13 protein-coding genes are annotated in these 15,693 nt (G+C 53.6%); 6 read left to right on the top strand and 7 right to left on the bottom strand.

The annotated features are described in order from the left end of the window. Positions 1-186 precede the first annotated feature (186 nt). Positions 187-1,050 carry a DMT family transporter gene (locus FOE74_RS12775; RefSeq protein WP_225840800.1) on the bottom strand — a complete coding sequence of 288 codons (864 nt, stop codon included), beginning with the start codon at positions 1,048-1,050 and terminating at the stop codon, positions 187-189. 171 nt (positions 1,051-1,221) lie between these two features. On the opposite strand from FOE74_RS12775, the gene FOE74_RS12780 reads away from it, so the two are divergent. Beyond that, on the top strand, positions 1,222-1,704 hold the full coding sequence (locus FOE74_RS12780; protein ID WP_149099012.1) for a regulatory protein RecX: 483 nt from the start codon (positions 1,222-1,224) through the stop codon (positions 1,702-1,704). A 600-nt stretch (positions 1,705-2,304) separates the two neighbouring features. Here FOE74_RS12780 and FOE74_RS12785 read toward each other — a convergent pair. Next, positions 2,305-2,943, bottom strand: coding sequence for a DUF4230 domain-containing protein (locus tag FOE74_RS12785; RefSeq protein WP_149099013.1), 639 nt, complete (start codon positions 2,941-2,943; stop codon positions 2,305-2,307). A 159-nt stretch (positions 2,944-3,102) separates the two neighbouring features. On the opposite strand from FOE74_RS12785, the gene FOE74_RS12790 reads away from it, so the two are divergent. Continuing rightward, positions 3,103-4,236, top strand: coding sequence for a hypothetical protein (locus FOE74_RS12790; protein ID WP_149099014.1), 1,134 nt, complete (start codon positions 3,103-3,105; stop codon positions 4,234-4,236). A 31-nt stretch (positions 4,237-4,267) separates the two neighbouring features. Here FOE74_RS12790 and FOE74_RS12795 read toward each other — a convergent pair whose 3' ends face one another. From FOE74_RS12795 to FOE74_RS12815, 5 genes are all read right to left on the bottom strand, one after another. Next, positions 4,268-5,194: a 1-aminocyclopropane-1-carboxylate deaminase/D-cysteine desulfhydrase gene (locus FOE74_RS12795; RefSeq protein WP_149099015.1), complete on the bottom strand. Its 927-nt coding sequence runs from the start codon at positions 5,192-5,194 to the stop codon at positions 4,268-4,270. Between the two features lie 9 nt (positions 5,195-5,203). Continuing rightward, positions 5,204-6,007, bottom strand: coding sequence for a cation transporter (locus tag FOE74_RS12800; RefSeq protein WP_149099016.1), 804 nt, complete (start codon positions 6,005-6,007; stop codon positions 5,204-5,206). 120 nt (positions 6,008-6,127) lie between these two features. Next, complete coding sequence (locus tag FOE74_RS12805) at positions 6,128-8,545, bottom strand: YfhO family protein (RefSeq protein WP_149099017.1); 2,418 nt, start codon at positions 8,543-8,545, stop codon at positions 6,128-6,130. A gap of 62 nt (positions 8,546-8,607) precedes the next feature. Next, on the bottom strand, positions 8,608-8,901 hold the full coding sequence (locus FOE74_RS12810; RefSeq protein ID WP_149099018.1) for a DUF4834 family protein: 294 nt from the start codon (positions 8,899-8,901) through the stop codon (positions 8,608-8,610). Beyond that, on the bottom strand, positions 8,901-9,653 hold the full coding sequence (locus tag FOE74_RS12815) for an FkbM family methyltransferase (protein ID WP_149099019.1): 753 nt from the start codon (positions 9,651-9,653) through the stop codon (positions 8,901-8,903). Before FOE74_RS12815 ends, FOE74_RS12810 begins: the two co-directional genes overlap by 1 nt. Positions 9,654-9,982: 329 nt before the next feature. Between FOE74_RS12815 and FOE74_RS12820 the strand changes: the two genes are divergently transcribed. The 4 genes from FOE74_RS12820 to FOE74_RS12835 all read left to right on the top strand — a co-directional run bounded on the left by FOE74_RS12820 (position 9,983) and on the right by FOE74_RS12835 (position 15,675). Next, the gene (locus tag FOE74_RS12820; protein WP_149099020.1) at positions 9,983-11,203 is read left to right on the top strand and encodes an acyloxyacyl hydrolase; all 1,221 of its coding nucleotides are present in this window, start codon (positions 9,983-9,985) and stop codon (positions 11,201-11,203) included. Positions 11,204-11,614: 411 nt separating this feature from the next. Next, a complete protein-coding gene (locus tag FOE74_RS12825) occupies positions 11,615-12,349 on the top strand; it encodes an oxygen-binding di-iron domain-containing protein (RefSeq protein WP_149099021.1) in 735 nt (244 codons plus the stop codon). 191 nt (positions 12,350-12,540) lie between these two features. Then, the gene (locus FOE74_RS12830) at positions 12,541-13,887 is read left to right on the top strand and encodes a serine hydrolase domain-containing protein (protein ID WP_149099022.1); all 1,347 of its coding nucleotides are present in this window, start codon (positions 12,541-12,543) and stop codon (positions 13,885-13,887) included. A 237-nt stretch (positions 13,888-14,124) separates the two neighbouring features. Continuing rightward, positions 14,125-15,675: a glucuronyl esterase domain-containing protein gene (locus FOE74_RS12835; protein WP_149099023.1), complete on the top strand. Its 1,551-nt coding sequence runs from the start codon at positions 14,125-14,127 to the stop codon at positions 15,673-15,675. Positions 15,676-15,693 lie beyond the last annotated feature (18 nt).

Consider the following 15,693-nt stretch of genomic DNA (forward strand, 5'->3'; position numbering starts at 1 on the left):
CAGCATAACGACACCGGCTTCCGTTATGACACATTCCTTTATTCAAAAACTTTAATATTTATTCATTGCTGGTTTTGCCTGAGAAAAACCCATTCCGAAAAAAAATAAAGTAAAGGGAAGATGCGCTACAAAACAAAGCCCGCAGGCTATTAACGGCCTGTTTTACTCACTAGATGCCCAAAACGCCTAGGCAGTTGCCTGCGCTGCCTCGCGTTGGCGTAATTTCCTGCTGTACTGCATGTTCAGCGCCACGCCCAGCAGCACCAGCACAATACCCAGGTAGGCGTAGAGCGAGAACGTCTCGTCAAAGAACACCATGCCCAGTACCACCGCGTAGAGAATACCGATGTAGTTGAGGTTCGCCACCCGGGCCAGCTTTTCTGCCTGGTAAGCCCGCGTCATGAAGTACTGGCCCAGCTGGGTCAGGATGCCCGTCAGCCCCAGCCACAGCCAATCGTCTCCCTGCACCGGCACCCAGTCAAACAGGCAGAACACCACTGATAGCGGCAACGACACCAGCGGGAAGTAAAACACAATGACCAACGGGTGCTCGGTCTCGCTCAGTTTGCGCACCGAGGTGTAGGCCACCCCAGACAAGAACGCGCTGCCGATGCCAATAAGCAGGTAGTACAACGAGATCCGCGTGTCTACGCCCTCAATCACCAGCACCCCGGCAAAGGAAATCAGGAAGAACACCCACTGCCACGGCGCCACTTTCTCCTTGGCAATGAACACTCCCAGCAAGGCCGTGAAAATAGGCGCCAGGTACTGGATGGTCACCGCCCCCGCCAGCGGGATATTCTGAAGGGTGGTGTACAGCATCAACAGCGAAAAAGCCCCGGCCAACCCCCGCAGCAGAAGAATGGGCTTCCGGTTGCCCCACGGCGAGACCTTTACCCTCCGGATCATGGTATAAGTTAAAACCAGCGAGATAATAGACCGGAACAGCACCACTTCCATGGGCGGCAGGTGCGACAGGAACTTCACGCACACGTTCATGAAGGCGAAGAAGAACGTGGAAAGCAGCATGTACTGGACACCTTTGGTCATGGCAGAAAGCGGTAGTAATTTGCGAGGGCAAAGGTCGGGGATTTCAGGCTAGCATCCGCCGTATTTTTGGCTTTTCCCGCTCCTTTTGGGGCTTTCAGACAAACTGTTTGGGCGTATTTGGGGTTTATAGAAGTATACCTGCGCCGGCAGTTCCACCTAACGATTCCTTCTGTGTTCTCACCCAAGAAAAAGAAAATATACACCAAGAAAGAGGCGCTGCCCAAGATAGCCGCCTACTGCGCCTACCAGGAACGCACCCAGAACGAGGTGCGCACCAAACTGCTGGACTACGGCCTGGACTTGGACGAGGCCGATAAACTGGTCATCCTCCTCACCCAGGAAAAGCTCCTGGACGAGGAACGGTATGCCCAGTCCTTCGTGCGTGGCAAATACAGCCTCAAGCGCTGGGGCCGCCGCAAAATCCAGCAGGGCCTCAAAGCCAAAGGCATCTCCGACTTCTGCATCCGGAAAGGCCTCCAGGAGATAGACCCCGACGTGTATTGGGAGAACCTCTTGCACCTGCTGGAGAAGAAGAACAAGTCCGAAGGCGAGCGCAACCCCCTGGCCCGCCGCCAGAAAATCCAGTACTTCCTGCAAAGCAAAGGCTACGAACTAGACCTGATCCAGGATGCGTGGAAGGAACTGGGGTTGTAGACTTTTGATTTGGAGATGTGGAGATGTGGAGATGTGGAGATTTGGAGATGTGCTAATGTGGGAATGTGCTAATGTGGGAATGTGCTGATGTGCTAATTTTTTGATTTGGGAATGTGAGGATTTGAAGATGAGGAGATTTGAAGATGTGGGGTTGTAGAAATCAGGAGATTTGAAGGTAGGGGAATTGGGGCAACCAGGTTATTTTGGGTCCATTTTGATAAAACAAGCCGGTAATGATTCTGACTAAAATGATTTTAAGTCTTTAGAATCTACTCAGCCTACTACTGCCGCCTCGCGCCAGAGGGGAAGAGGGTTGGCTTTTGCCAGAGAGGCTCCCTCTCTCTGGTTCAAGTTTCAAACTTGGACTTACCATGACTTGAAGTTTTCAACTTCAATGAGGCACAGCCTCAAAATACCTTTCCCTCTATAAGGCAAATTAACTTTCGTGACCTGCGGAAACCTGAAGAAAGCGGCCTAACAGTGATTAAGCCTAAGAGCCCTGTTGGTGTTTTCAACACCCACCACATCCGCTGCCATCTCCATATTAGCACATTTTCACATTAGCACATCTCCACATTTTCAAATCTTCAAATCCCCACGTCATCTTTTCTTAAGCACGGGCGGGGGCGCCATGGTTTCGCGGGGCATGAGGTAGACTTTGCGGCCGGTCATGTTCTCCAGCATGGGTTTCAGGATCTTCTCGGCGTTCACGGAGGTCTGTTTCAGAATCCCGCTAGCTAGGGCAGCCTTTTTTACGTTTTCCTCGGCGTATTTATAGCCTTCATCCACCAGGTCGGCATCCTGGAAATACGTATTCTCTTTGCCGAACACCTTGGATTGGGTATGGTCAATGCGGTAGTAGCAGATCTCGGGGGCGGGCAGGCTCACGTGCAGGACAGAATCACCTATAAACTGTAAGTCGCTGGCCTGGAGCTTCTGCAGGTCAATACAGCCCACCGCCTCTCCACCCACAATCAGGGCCACTTTGGAATTGGGCAGGAAACGGGAGACTTCTTTCTGGTACTCCACCACATCTTTGAAATTGAAACGCACCAGCTCTAGTTTACCCATCTCCTCAATCTTGGTTAGCACGGTGTGATGGCTCACTTCTACCGTAGGTTCTTCCACCGGATTAAGGAAATTCTTGACCGGCAGGAGCAAGTACCGCCAGGCCAGACCAACCACCACACAAATCAATAACCAAGGAATAAGCTTACGCAAGACAAAGAGGAGTCGCATGAAAATAATAGTAAAGGTCACTTGGTATATGCGAAAACCGCGCCGAAGGTTATCCCTGCCATTTTGGATAGGTTTTTAGAAAAGAAGCCTGAAACAGGAAAGCCATTCCCTACACAGGAAGAATATGTACCTTTGACGCGCCTCATGAAGGATAATTCTATGACTCCATTAAAAGGTGCCAAGATGGTGCTTGCCTTGGGCTGGCTTTTGATGCAGGTGATGCTCTTCCAGCACCACGGTGCCAGAGTCGTCTTTGACAGCCACCGGTTTATTTTGTTCGTGCAGGAAATATTGGCAGACCAGCCCGTGACTTACATGCAGGTGTGGCGCTACCTGGGGTACCCTCTTTTTCTGCTCCCGTTTTTTAAGGCGGGTCTTGCCCTGAAGTATGTGGTATGGGCCCAGATGGCCTTCTCCGGTCTTGCCGCCCTGACCCTCTACAAAGCCACCCAGCACCTCACCGGACACGCCTGGTTGGCCGTAGGGGCCACGGCCCTCTTCGTCTTCAACCCTGATCTACAGGCCTGGAACTGCTATATTCTCACGGACTCGCTTTTTACCAGCCTTTTCACCATTAGCCTGTGTTTGGCGCTGCTGCCCAAGACCCGCACGTTGGCCATCGCCTTTGTCTTAGCGGTTGTCTGGACTACCCTTGCCAGGCCCAACGGCTTTGTCCTGCTTCTGACTCTGGGTGCCTATTATATCACCCTCTACCAGCCATTCGCCAGGTTCAATAAATGGGCTTTGGGATTGGCGGGTTTGGCCTTGGCTGTCGGCTTCTATTTTGCCTTAGATAGATTTCTGCTGAAGGCTTTCGTGCTGATGATTCCCTACGGGCGAGGAGACATGATCTACGGCTATACCGGGTTCCTGCTCACCGACTATCATCAGCCCCAACTCCCGCCGCCCACCCTTACCCAGTTGGGACAAGTGCTGTGGTTTGTCTGGGTCAACCCGCTGTATTTTCTGGTCATGGCCCTGTTGAAAGGCTTCTTCTTTTTCATCCATGCCAAGCCTTTCTATTCGCTGGCACATAACCTGGCCATTCTGGCGTACCTGCTGCCCGTTTACGCGCTGGCGTGGATAGGCTGGAAGAAAGGGAACCTCTCGGCCCCCACACAAACCCTGCTCCTGACGCCGATTGTATTGCAAGCGGGCATCACCATGCTCACCATTGAAGACTGGGACGGCCGCTGGCTTTACCCTATCCTGCCGTGCTTCCTGCTCCTGGCTGCCGTGGGCATCAAGGCGAAACTGCCGCAGTTCATGAAGCCTGTAAAGCAGGCAACGTAATTCCTTTTGCTCCCTGTAAAATTACCTGCACCTATTGCCCATCTGAAATAAAATCCAGCGCCAGCTTGTACCGTTGGGCATAGCCGGCCCAGCCCTGCTGCCCGCCTGTATGCACGGCCACTAGTTGGGTACCCCGCGGGAAGGAATCTTGCCTGATCAGGTCATATACGCCGTAGAGCATCTTGCCCGTGTACACCGGATCCAGCAGAATGGCGTGTTGCGCATGGAAGGCTTGAATGAAGGTCAGCAGTTCTGGGGTATGCTTGGCGTAGCCGCCGAAGTGGTAATGGGTCTGCAGCTCCCAGTTCTGGAATGTGTGCCCGGTAGACGCCTGCACCAGCCCCGTTACTTCTTGCTTTAGAAATTCGCCGCCTTTGAGAGCGGGAAACCCGATGACTCTGCCTTGGCCGGCAGCGCCTGCCACCATGCCAGCTAGGGTGCCACCCGTACCAGCGGCTACGCACAGCACATCCCACGGCTCCCGCAGATCCGTCACTATTTCGGTGCAGCCTTGTACGGCCAGCAGGTTGGTGCCGCCTTCAGGAAGCAGGTAGGGCTTGGAGGCTGTTTTTAGGATTTCGGCCTGAAAACCGGGGTCTTGGCGCAGGCGGTAGTCGGTGCGGCCGAGGTAGCGCAGTTGCATGCCACACGCGGTGGCGTACTGGAGGGTGGGGTTCAGCGGCAACGTCTCTTCGCCCCTGATGTAGCCCATGGTGGCAAACCCGAACTCCTTCCCGGCGGCGGCCACGGCGGCGATGTGGTTGGAAAAGGCTCCCCCGAAAGTGACCAGGGTCTCACACTGCTGCGCCCGCGCCGCCTGCAAGTTGTATTTCAGTTTGCGCCATTTGTTTCCGGGAATGCCGGGGCGCAGCAGGTCCTCGCGCAGCACCCGCAACGTTACTCCTTTGTCATGCAGGAGCGGGTCTGTAAGAAGTTGCAGGGGCGACGTTTGTGACACAGGTTATTTCTATGATTTGGCAAGGCTCAGGATCCTGAAAGCGCCGCGGGCTACCAGCAGAAACACCAGCACGCCTATGACCAGATCCGGCACCGCCGATTGGGTAACATACACCAGTACTCCCGCCACCATCACCCCCAGATTGGCCATAACGTCAGTAGAAGTGAAGATCAGGCTGGCTTTTAGGGGTATTTGCTGGCGGGATTTCTGCAGCAGGTACAAAGAAACGGAATTGCCCACCAGCGCGAAAGCAGAAACCCCCACCATTGTCCAGAAATCTGGTAGCGCCTCAGCGCCCATGAACCGGCGCACCACCTCCGCCAAACCCAGCACGGCCAGTCCCAGCTGGAAATAACCGCTCAGTTTGGCAATATTCTTCTGCCGGGTTAAAGTACTACCCACTGCCCAAAGGCTCAGGCTATACACCAGGGCATCAGCGAGCATGTCTAAGGAATCAGCTACCAGGGCCATGGAGTTGGCCCACCAACCGGCAACCATCTCTATGAAGAAAAAGGCCGCGTTGATGAGGAGCACGATCTGCAGCAGCTTCCGCTCCTGGTTTGAGGTCTCTGTCTTGGTATGAGGGGCGGCCTTCTCTGAGTATTCGGTTTGAAGCAACCGGGCACCCAAGCCCAAGGTAGACAGAGCCGAGGAAATGGGCCGTATCTCACCCGTGTGCCAGACGTCTACCTGCCGGGCCGCCAGGTCAAAGGCCATCCGTTTCACCGACTGCTGTCCGTCTAGCTTCATCCTGACCGTATGCTCTTCAGTGGCGCTGCCCATTTGCGCGATATAGAAGGTTGATTTCTGCATAGGCTTTATAACGGTAAACCGGGCAGACGAAGTACGACAAGCGCAAAAAAAGAAGCAGCCGTTTTAAGACCGTTTCCTCTAAAACAACCCTAAAACGGCAGCGCCTATCTTCTGTACTTCTTATGCCTGGGTTGGCCGTCTGCGGTAGCCGTACACCACGGCCCCGATAAGGCCCGCGAACAGCAGCAAAGACGAAACCAGGGCCACGGTGTTACCCAAAGCGTATTCTTTCGGCTCAAATTTGAACTCTATCACGTGGCTACCGGCCGGCAGGTTCATGGCGCGCAGAATGTAGTTGGCCCGGAAATGGTCTACCGGTTTGCCATTCAAATAAGCTTGCCAGCCATCGGCGTAATAGATCTCAGAGAACACCGCTACCGCGGGCTGCGCTACCACGGCGGTATATTTCAGGTAGTTGGGCTGGTACTCAATCAGCTTGATGATGGAGCCGGCGGGGTTGTAATTCTGCGGCTTCACGTTCGGGAATTTAGAGATGTCCACAATGGCCTCATGCTTGGCGTCTATGCCCTTGAGGGCGGCCAGTTCCTCGTCTGGAGAATCTACGGCGCGCACTTCATCTACGTACCAGGCATTGCCCAGGTAGCCCGGAATGAGCTGCACCGGCTGTTGCTCCTGGCCGGTAATGGCGTACTTGGCGTTGAGCATGTTCAGCACCTGCACGTTACCTTGCGCAATGTGGTGCTCAATCACGTCTTGGTAGCGGCGCAGCTTAGCCCCGTGGTACCCGCCAATGGACTTGTGGAAGTACGAGGTACGGGCATCGTTGAACGGATTGGCTACGTTGTACACGCGGTAGCTCAGGTCTTGGTCTTGCAGAATGGCCAGATCAGCGGGCGTAGGCTGGAAGTAAGCCTTGCTGTAGTCTTTCTGGAAATCGTCGTTGTTGAGGTAGCGCTTGTCTACGGTCCAGAGGTCTACCAGAATCAACAGCCCTATCACCCCGGTGGCCATGAACGCGGTCATTTTCCGGTTGATGTACAGGTACAGCGTACCGGCCGCCAGCAAGATGAAGATGAGGGAACGAAGGGCATCGCCACGCAGCATAGACTCGCGGTCTTCTCTGATGGCCTGAATAGGGTACTGGTACTGGGCCAGTTGCTCATCTACGGCGCCCACGTAATCAAACATACCGCTGAACAACACCAGCAAGAGGCAGAGCCCGCCCGTGATGCCTGCGGCCGTTAACAGCTTCTTCTGCAGTTTCTCAATGGGCTCATCCTGAAGCACGCGGCACAGGGCCAGAATAGCCAGCAGCACCATGGTCACCTGCGCAATCACCAGCGCCATGCTCACCGCCCTGAACTTGTTGTAGCCCGGGAAGTAGTCAAACATGAAGTAGTTGAAGGCCTCAAAGTTCTTGCCCCAGCTCAGGATGAAAGACAGAATAGTAGCGCTCAACAACCAGACCCAGAGACGGCGGGGCGTCACCAGCAAGCCCAGCACAAACAAAAAGCAGATGATAGCCCCCATGTACACGGGGCCGCCCACAAAGGATTGGTCTCCCCAATAAAAGGGCATGGTAGCGTTCTGCAACTGTGCCTCAGGCACGCCGCCCTGCACCAGTTGCTTGTAGGTTTCAGAGTCTTTGTCTAACGGCCCTTGTGAGGCACCGCCGTAGAAATTGGGCACCAACAAAGTCATGGTCTCGCCCACGCCGTAGCTCCACTGGAAGGCATACTCGCGGTCCAGGCCGGTACCTATCTCCGAGGCGTCTTTGCCCTGGGTCAGTTCAGATGCGCCCCTGATGGAGTATTTGCCGTACTCCGCGGTGGTGTAGATCCGTCCGAAACTCACCCCGGCGGCCAGGGCAGCGCCCAAGGCCAGAATCAGGGTGCGTTTGAAGAAATCGGCGGCGCGGCCTTCCTTGGCCCAATGCACCAGTTCCACCAGCCCGAAGATGAGCACAATGAACAGCAGGTAATACGTGATCTGGAGGTGGTTCATGCGGATGTGCATGGTCAACCCGAAAGCGAACAGCGCCGCACCCAGCCAAAGGTTCTTTCTATAGGCGTACCAGAGCCCGCCCAGCACCAGCGGCAGGTAGGCAATAGCCAGTGATTTGGTGTTGTGCCCCGCTTCCAGAATGGCGAAGTTATACGACACGAATGTGTAGGCGATGGCTCCTACCGCCGCCAGCATCGGCCGCAGGCCGAAGAGGACGAACATGATATAGGCGCACACCAGCGTGATGAAGATATTGGAGGCTACCAGCGGCAAACCGGCGGTGAAGAGGGTGTGCACGTACTGGAACAGGTCACCGGAGAACTGCACGCTGATGAGGTAGGCCGGCATACCGCTGAACATGGAGTTCGTCCAGAGGGCTTCCTCGCCGGTGCGGGCCCGGAAATCGGCGATCTCTTTGGCGCCGCCCTGGAACTGCACCACGTCGTGCTGCATGAGGCTTTTGCCGTCAAAGAAAATAGGTGAGAAATAGGCTACTACCAGCAGCAGGAAAAAGAGAAGCACCAGCAGGTGCGGCAACACGTGGCGGTTGAAATTGATCTTAGGAGAGGCCATTGTGGTTTGATTGCAATAAAAAAGCCCGATGCGGAAGGCATCGGGCTTGAAAGATACTCAGTTTATTTCACTTCTTCATAATCTACGTACTCACCGCCGGGGAAGTCTTTGCGCGGTCGCTTTTCCTCTGGCACAAACGCCACCTTCACCTTGCCGCCGGCCGCGCCCTGACCATGACCTTGCGGCCGGGCCTGCTGGTATTGCTGGTGCTGGTGCGCCTGGCCCTGAAACGAAGCGTATTGCTGGGCCTTGCGCATCTGTTTCTGGACAAATGTTTTGAGGAGGAAGCGGATGATGTACGGCATGAGGTACCGCAACAGGAACATCACCGCCAGCGTGATCAAAATAAATTTCACTAGGCGTATGGGTTTGGTTTAAAATAAAAGTCGCCGCCCTGGTACTCTTCAATTTCTTGCGGGCTACAGGCTGATAACGTGTGTTTAGGGGATAACGTGTACACGCCATACCCCATGCGGGTTAAAATCTCCACCACCGCGCGGCGGTTCTCTGAGCCATTCAGCTCTGTCTGGATCAACGGTTTATGGCGTTTTATAGTTTCCTGCAGGTGGGCAAACACCTGGTGTTCATACCCTTCCACGTCGCATTTGATAAAATGAAGCTGCTCCAGATCGGCGAATAACTCGTCTGGCACGCGCATTTCCACCTGGTAGGTCTGGGCATACTGCTCCTGCGCCGAACTCGCGATTTTGGTCATGCCGTGGTGCACCAGGCCGTCGCGCACGGGCGTGCCCATTTCAATGGTGGTGTTCTCGCCACCTAGGGCAAATGGTAGTAGGGTGAGGTTGTCTACGCCGCTGGCCCGCACGTTGTCCCGCCAGATGCGCCCGAACAGCGGCACCGGCTCCACGGCCAGCACCTGGCCGTTAGGCCCCGCCAACCGGGACATGAACGTGGAATAGTAGCCCAGATTGGCCCCAATATCAATACAGGTGGCCCCCGGACGGATGATTCTTTTCAGGAAGAACAGCTCTGGGTACTTTTCACGGCCCCGGCCCGAGCCCACCATGATGATGTACATGCGGCTGACCAGACGCAGATAGCCCTCAAACCCGAGCGCCTTGACCAATACTTTGCGGAGAAGTTTCACGCGGTAAAGTTCAGGAATATGAGGGGAGAAAACAAAGGGGTGGGTTTTGGCGGTGTTTTGGGGAAAGCAGAGGTAAAATGAAGAAAAGCGATACTACCAATGGCATGACTTTAAACTATACCTGGAAGCATATATAATCCGACGAACGGGAACAGCCGGAGGACATTATGACACTTCTAGAGAAATTGCACCCCCTGTTGAGATGAAAAAAATCACTGCTTTTCTTGAGAAAAGATGTTGTCAGCTTCTTCCACCGGAAAAGTGCGTAATAATGGTATCATCAATTATCTGTTTCATCTGCCACTACGGCCGCATCTAAGCGTTACACGATGTTCCTGCTGCTATCTGCCTTTTATCTGTGCCAGATTCTCTTTAGAGCGGGCAAGTGCCCCCGTTTTCTCACGAGGCATGTACCGGCACAGCAATGGCTGGGGGCAGTTATTTTTGCGGTAGGCGCTACTCCTGCTACCGCCCAATCAGATTCTACCGCAGCAATAGGGCCTGCCGCGAAGAGGGAAAAACCGCTTTTCTCTCTTGGGCTTGGGGTGCAGCAGGGCTTTATTTTCGCGCATTCTGTAGAGGTGCAGAACACCAGGGGCGCCCGGCCAACCGGCTTAGAAACCATCCTCAGTTGGCAGCGCAATGATTCCGCCACTTTTTCCCTCTGCAACTGCTACCCCCGGCAAGGCCTGCTGCTGGCCTATTATGATTACGATGTGGGAGTATTGGGCAAGAGCGGCACCGCCGCTTATTTTCTGGAACCCACCTACCGGCTTGGCGACCGGGTGCTTCTCTCCTTTAAAGGTGCCGCAGGACTCTCCTACCTCACCAACCCGTATGATAGCATAGAAAACCCGGGCAACCAGTCGTACAGCACCCGCATGAGCGCCTATCTGCTGGTGGGTGTTGGTGGCTGGGTGCGGCTATCGGAGCGGTGGTGGCTGAACCCGAGTGTCAATTACCAACACATTTCCAATGGAGGTTTCCGCCAACCCAACAAAGGCATCAACTGGCCCACGGCTGGCCTGGCGGTCAGTTACCAACCCAACTCCCGCCCCTGGTATTCCGGTACGCGCACCTCCCAAAAATACTGGCGAAACTACTCTACCCGTTATGATGCGGCCTTGCTGGGCAACCTACGCCGTGGCTCTGATGGGGCAGGTAACCGCAAGCGGTACCCGCTGGGTGGGCTGGCGCTGCAGGCGGGACGGCAGGTAGGTCGCCTGAGCATGCTCACGCTGGGAGCCGAAGCCTACCACGACGAGGAGCTGCAAGCCAGGATGCGTAGAGAAGGCCTTGCTGCCAGTCCGGTAAAAGCGGGGCTGCTGCTGGGGCATGAGTTTTTGCTAGGCCGGTTTCTGTTCAGCCAGCGCCTGGGCGCGTATGTCTTTGACCAAACGCCCTACTACGACTGCCTCTTCCACCGCTGGGGTTTGCAGTACCGCGTAAACCGCCACTTCAGCGCGGGCTTTCAACTGCTGGCGCATCGGCAGACAGCAGAGTTTGTAGACTTCCGGTTAGCCTATACCTTTCAGAAGCGGCATGAATAGGGTTCCCTTCGGCAAGATTCTGGAAACTAGGGAGTGAAAAGATTAAGTGCTTTAGGCTCCTTGTTTGTCTCTGTCTGTTACATCAATTTACGCCTTGCCTCAGTCCCCTTTTGTTTCTATAAGGTTTTTATTAAATTGATTTCTAATGGATTAACACTAAGACCTTCACAAATAGAGTAACAGATAAAAACGTAATTGCCTGCTATCTCCATTTGTGAGGGCATTCTTTCATTCCTCTTTTTACGCGGCAATAGCACAAGCAAAAACTTGGCACCTGAAGAATATTCGGGGATGATGGTCGGGTTCTTACAATTCTTTGGGCAGCATTAAAAGTTACGATCAATACAGCAAAACCTTGGCGCCTCAACCTTCTGCTATACCATCGCTTTTCTCACCCAAACGTGTACTGTTATGACAACCATCAATGAAATTGCCCCAGACCTGTACCGCATCTGTGTATGGGTACCTGAATTCAATATGCAGTTTAATCATTTCCTTATCAAGGACGAGGAGCCCATGCTCTACCACACAGGCATGCGTTCTATGTTTCCAGTGTTGCGGGAAGCTGTCTCTAAAGTATTAGACCCCAAAGAATTGCGCTGGATTGGCTTTAGTCATTTTGAAGTGGATGAGTGCGGTGCTCTGAATGAATGGCTCCAGATTGCCCCCAACGCGCAGGCTGTTTGCAGCGAGGTAGGCGCTTTGGTGAACATGGGTGACTTCGCCCTACGACCTGCCAGAGGGTTGACGAAGGCAGACCTCCTGAAAACCGGCAAATATCAATACCGGTTTATTCCCACGCCACATTTGCCTCATGGTTGGGATGCCGGGGTTCTTTTTGAAGAAACCAACAAAGTGCTTCTCTGCTCAGATCTTTTCCACCATGATGGTAATGTACAAGCCCTTACTACTTCTGACATTCTGGACCAGGTCCGTACCACTCTAGCTACTTACCAGAAAAGTCCCCTGCACAGTTACATGCCCTACCACAACAACACCAAACGTTTGCTGCAGGAATTAGCCACCTTGCAACCTACTACTTTGGCCACCATGCACGGATCTTCTTTTCATGGGAATTGCTCCCAAGCACTGCTAGACCTTGACCTTGTCATGAAGGAGGTGTTGGGAGGAGAAGAACTGCTCTAGAAGCTCATCATCTAATAAGGAGAAAGGGCCGCGGACAGTAGCCATCGTTTTGTAGGCGGCAATTCATGCAGCCCATGTGAATGCGTCTTTCCCCCTACCACCCCGCTCCCAAAAACTTCACGGCCCAGCAGGACCACCAGCACATGATGAAGTAAAACTAGCCTCATAAAACCTTACTACATGAGCCCAAAATGACAAGAATCCTTCTCTCCCTTGGTTTGGTTTTGGTTTTCACGTTACCCTTAAGGGCACAAAGCAAAGAAATGGATGCTTTGATCATGCCTTATGTGCAAACCAACAACTATAGCGGCAGTGTGTTGGTGGCCCAGAATGGCAAGGTCCTGTTTTCAAAGGCCTATGGCCAAATGAACAGGTCCTACAACCTGCCCAACACCACCCAGACTAAATTCTTCTTAGCCTCCGTTTCCATGATTTTTACTTCGGCTGCTATCATGAAATTAGCCGAGGAAAAGAAGCTGTCTCTAGATGATCCGGTGGCAAAGTATCTTCCCGGTTATAAACACGGGAACCGCTTAACGGTACATCACCTGTTAACCCAGCGGTCTGGCATCCCGGCTATTGGCGAAAACCAAAAAGTGGATTATGATAGCATCACAAAATTCCAGCATTCCTTAGATCAACTTATTCACTACATCAAAGAAGACTCCCTGCTGTTCGCTCCGGGTAGTAAGTACAACCACGGCCGTTCTGATTATATTGTTTTAGCCTACATTATTGAAAAAGTAACCGGAAAACCATTTGGCACCTATTTGAAAGAAAGCATTTTCAATCCCCTGAAAATGACCAATACCGGCCATTCCCACGGTGAAAGTGAAATTATCACCAACCTTGCCAATGGGTATGCACCGGTGGGCCATTACGAGGTAGAAAATGCCTACCACATCAACTGGACTTCTAAAACCGGGCACGGCTCCATTTACTCCACCACAGAAGACCTCTATAAATTTGCGACCGCCATCTTAAACCATGCGCTGTTGTCAAAAGAATCATGGCAGAAGGTTTTTACCGATTACGGCGATAATGTAGGATACGGTTGGTTTATCCGGAATCATCTAGACAGGAAAAGAGTGCAGATGAATGGCCGGTCGCCGGGTTTCTCCTCTTACTTTGGCATTTACCCAGAAGAAAAACTGACGGTCATTGTCCTTTCAAACAACTACATCTCGCTACCGGCAGACCTGGGAATGCAGCTGGCGGCCCTGGTATTGAAAAAGCCCGTCGCAAAGACTACCCTCACTAAGAGCATTATTCATCCTGAGCAAGCAGCGCGTTTGGTGGGCCAATACCAATTTGACTCTGATTTCTACCTCAAAGACTTTGTCATGGAAGTCAGTTTCAAAGATGGTAATCTGTCTTGCTCCTGGGGTGCCTTGATTCCGGTAGCCGAAGCAAAAAAACATGGTACCAAATTTATTCAGCGCACCTACTGGTCAGACGTGGAGTTTGCCGCAAACAGCGAAGGAGAAATTGACACCATGCTGGTAGACGGGTACAAAGGCGTAAAAATAAAGCAATGACCAGACTTGAAATTTCAGAAGCTTAACACTGGGGAGCATCAGCGCATTAATAAGGCGGTTGATATGCTTAGTTCAGCCTGGACCTAAGCATCATTCTTGAACACCAGGACCAAGATGCCACCACTCCTCAAATCCGCTCAAAATCAGCGAAATACCCTAGAATAATTTAGAATAAGAGGAGCTTCACTACCCTTCTGGTTCTACTTAATAATTATCTTGAGGCATTAACCGGCCCTCATGAAAAACCTCCTCTACCTTCTACTCGCCTTCACCATTTCCCCTGCCTCCGCGCAACAGGCTTCTACGGGTACAACGGCCGCCAACTACCCAGCTCCTATCAACTTCACCGCTGAGCAGGACCATCAGCACATGATGAAGCAGTTGGGCATCAAGGCGCTTCGGCCGGGTCCCAGTGGAGACGAGAAAGCGCCCAATGCAGCCAACTATGATGAGGCCAAGGCGAACCCCTACCCTAACCTGCCGGAGTTGCTCACCCTGAAGAACGGCAAGAAGGTCACCACCCCGGCCATTTGGTGGAACCAGCGGCGGCCAGAGATCGTGGAGGAGTTTGAGCGCGAGATTTACGGCCGAATTCCGAAAAATGTGCCCAAAGTAACTTGGCAGACGGTAATCTCTGAGCGGGAAATGGTGGGCTGGATTCCTGTCAATGCGAAACAGTTGGTAGGCAAGGTAGACAACTCGCAGTACCCTTTGCTGGAGGTGAACATTGCTATGACCGTGGTCACGCCCGCCAACGCCAAAGGTCCGGTGCCGGTCTTGATGATGTTCAGCCGAAGCGCCTTACCCGCGCCTGCCCAGCCGCCCAAAGAAAGCATGGAGAAAATCAACGCTGCTTTCAAGGAACTGCTGGTGAAACAAGACCCTTCGCTGAAAGCGGTGTTTGAGCAATACCCGGCTTATAATCCCCTTACCGCCGCCTCGCCTACCTTCGGGCCCCCACCCGCCGGTGACCCGCCTCCTACGCATCAATTGCTGGCGGCCGGCTGGGGCTACGCCCTGATTGAACCCGGCAGTATCCAGGCCGATAACGGCGCGGGACTGACCAAAGGCATCATCGGCTTAACGAACAAAGGCCAGCCCCGGAAGCCAGACGATTGGGGAGCGTTACGCGCTTGGGCCTGGGGTGCCTCCCGCGGACTGGACTACCTGGAAACCGATCCGGCGGTAGATGCCAAACGGGTGGGCATAGAAGGCGTGTCGCGGTTCGGGAAAGCGGCTTTGGTGGCGCAGGCGTTTGACCAGCGCTTTGCCATGGGCCTGATCGGTTCTTCCGGCGAAGGCGGGGCCAAGCTGCACCGGCGCAACTTCGGCGAAGCCGTGGAAAGCCTCACCGGCAGCGGCCAATACCACTGGATGGCGGGCAATTTCCTCAAATACGGCGCCTCTGAGGCTACCTTTGGCCCAAAAACCGCCAACGATCTTCCGGTAGACGCGCACCAACTCATTGCCTTATGCGCCCCTCGGCTCACGTTCATCAGCTACGGCATCCCTGAGCAAGGCGACGCCAAGTGGCTAGACCAACAGGGCAGTTACATGGCGACGGTGGCGGCCGGCCCGGTGTTCAAACTGCTGGGTGCCCGTGACCTGGGCGTAGGCCATGATTACAAAACCGCGAAAATGCCGGCCGTAAACGTGGGTTTGCTGGACGGGGAATTAGCCTGGCGCCAACATGACGGCGGCCATACCGATGCCCCTAATTTCAAGTTCTTTCTTCCCTGGGCCGATAAGATGCTGAAACAAAAAACTGCCTCCCCTCCCAACCGCTGACCAGATTCTGAAATGTTG

Origin of the sequence: Rufibacter glacialis (assembly GCF_008271745.1) — a bacterium.
Classification (GTDB): domain Bacteria; phylum Bacteroidota; class Bacteroidia; order Cytophagales; family Hymenobacteraceae; genus Nibribacter; species Nibribacter glacialis.

Excerpts from the sequence above, each read along its gene's own strand:
- FOE74_RS12775 (WP_225840800.1), bottom strand. The coding sequence starts at position 1,050 with ATGACCAAAGGTGTCCAGTACATGCTGCTTTCCACGTTCTTCTTCGCC.
- FOE74_RS12785 (WP_149099013.1), bottom strand. The coding sequence starts at position 2,943 with ATGCGACTCCTCTTTGTCTTGCGTAAGCTTATTCCTTGGTTATTGATT.
- FOE74_RS12790 (WP_149099014.1), top strand. The coding sequence starts at position 3,103 with ATGACTCCATTAAAAGGTGCCAAGATGGTGCTTGCCTTGGGCTGGCTT.
- FOE74_RS12800 (WP_149099016.1), bottom strand. The coding sequence starts at position 6,007 with ATGCAGAAATCAACCTTCTATATCGCGCAAATGGGCAGCGCCACTGAA.
- FOE74_RS12805 (WP_149099017.1), bottom strand. The coding sequence starts at position 8,545 with ATGGCCTCTCCTAAGATCAATTTCAACCGCCACGTGTTGCCGCACCTG.
- FOE74_RS12820 (WP_149099020.1), top strand. The coding sequence starts at position 9,983 with ATGTTCCTGCTGCTATCTGCCTTTTATCTGTGCCAGATTCTCTTTAGA.
- FOE74_RS12825 (WP_149099021.1), top strand. The coding sequence starts at position 11,615 with ATGACAACCATCAATGAAATTGCCCCAGACCTGTACCGCATCTGTGTA.
- FOE74_RS12830 (WP_149099022.1), top strand. The coding sequence starts at position 12,541 with ATGACAAGAATCCTTCTCTCCCTTGGTTTGGTTTTGGTTTTCACGTTA.
- FOE74_RS12835 (WP_149099023.1), top strand. The coding sequence starts at position 14,125 with ATGAAAAACCTCCTCTACCTTCTACTCGCCTTCACCATTTCCCCTGCC.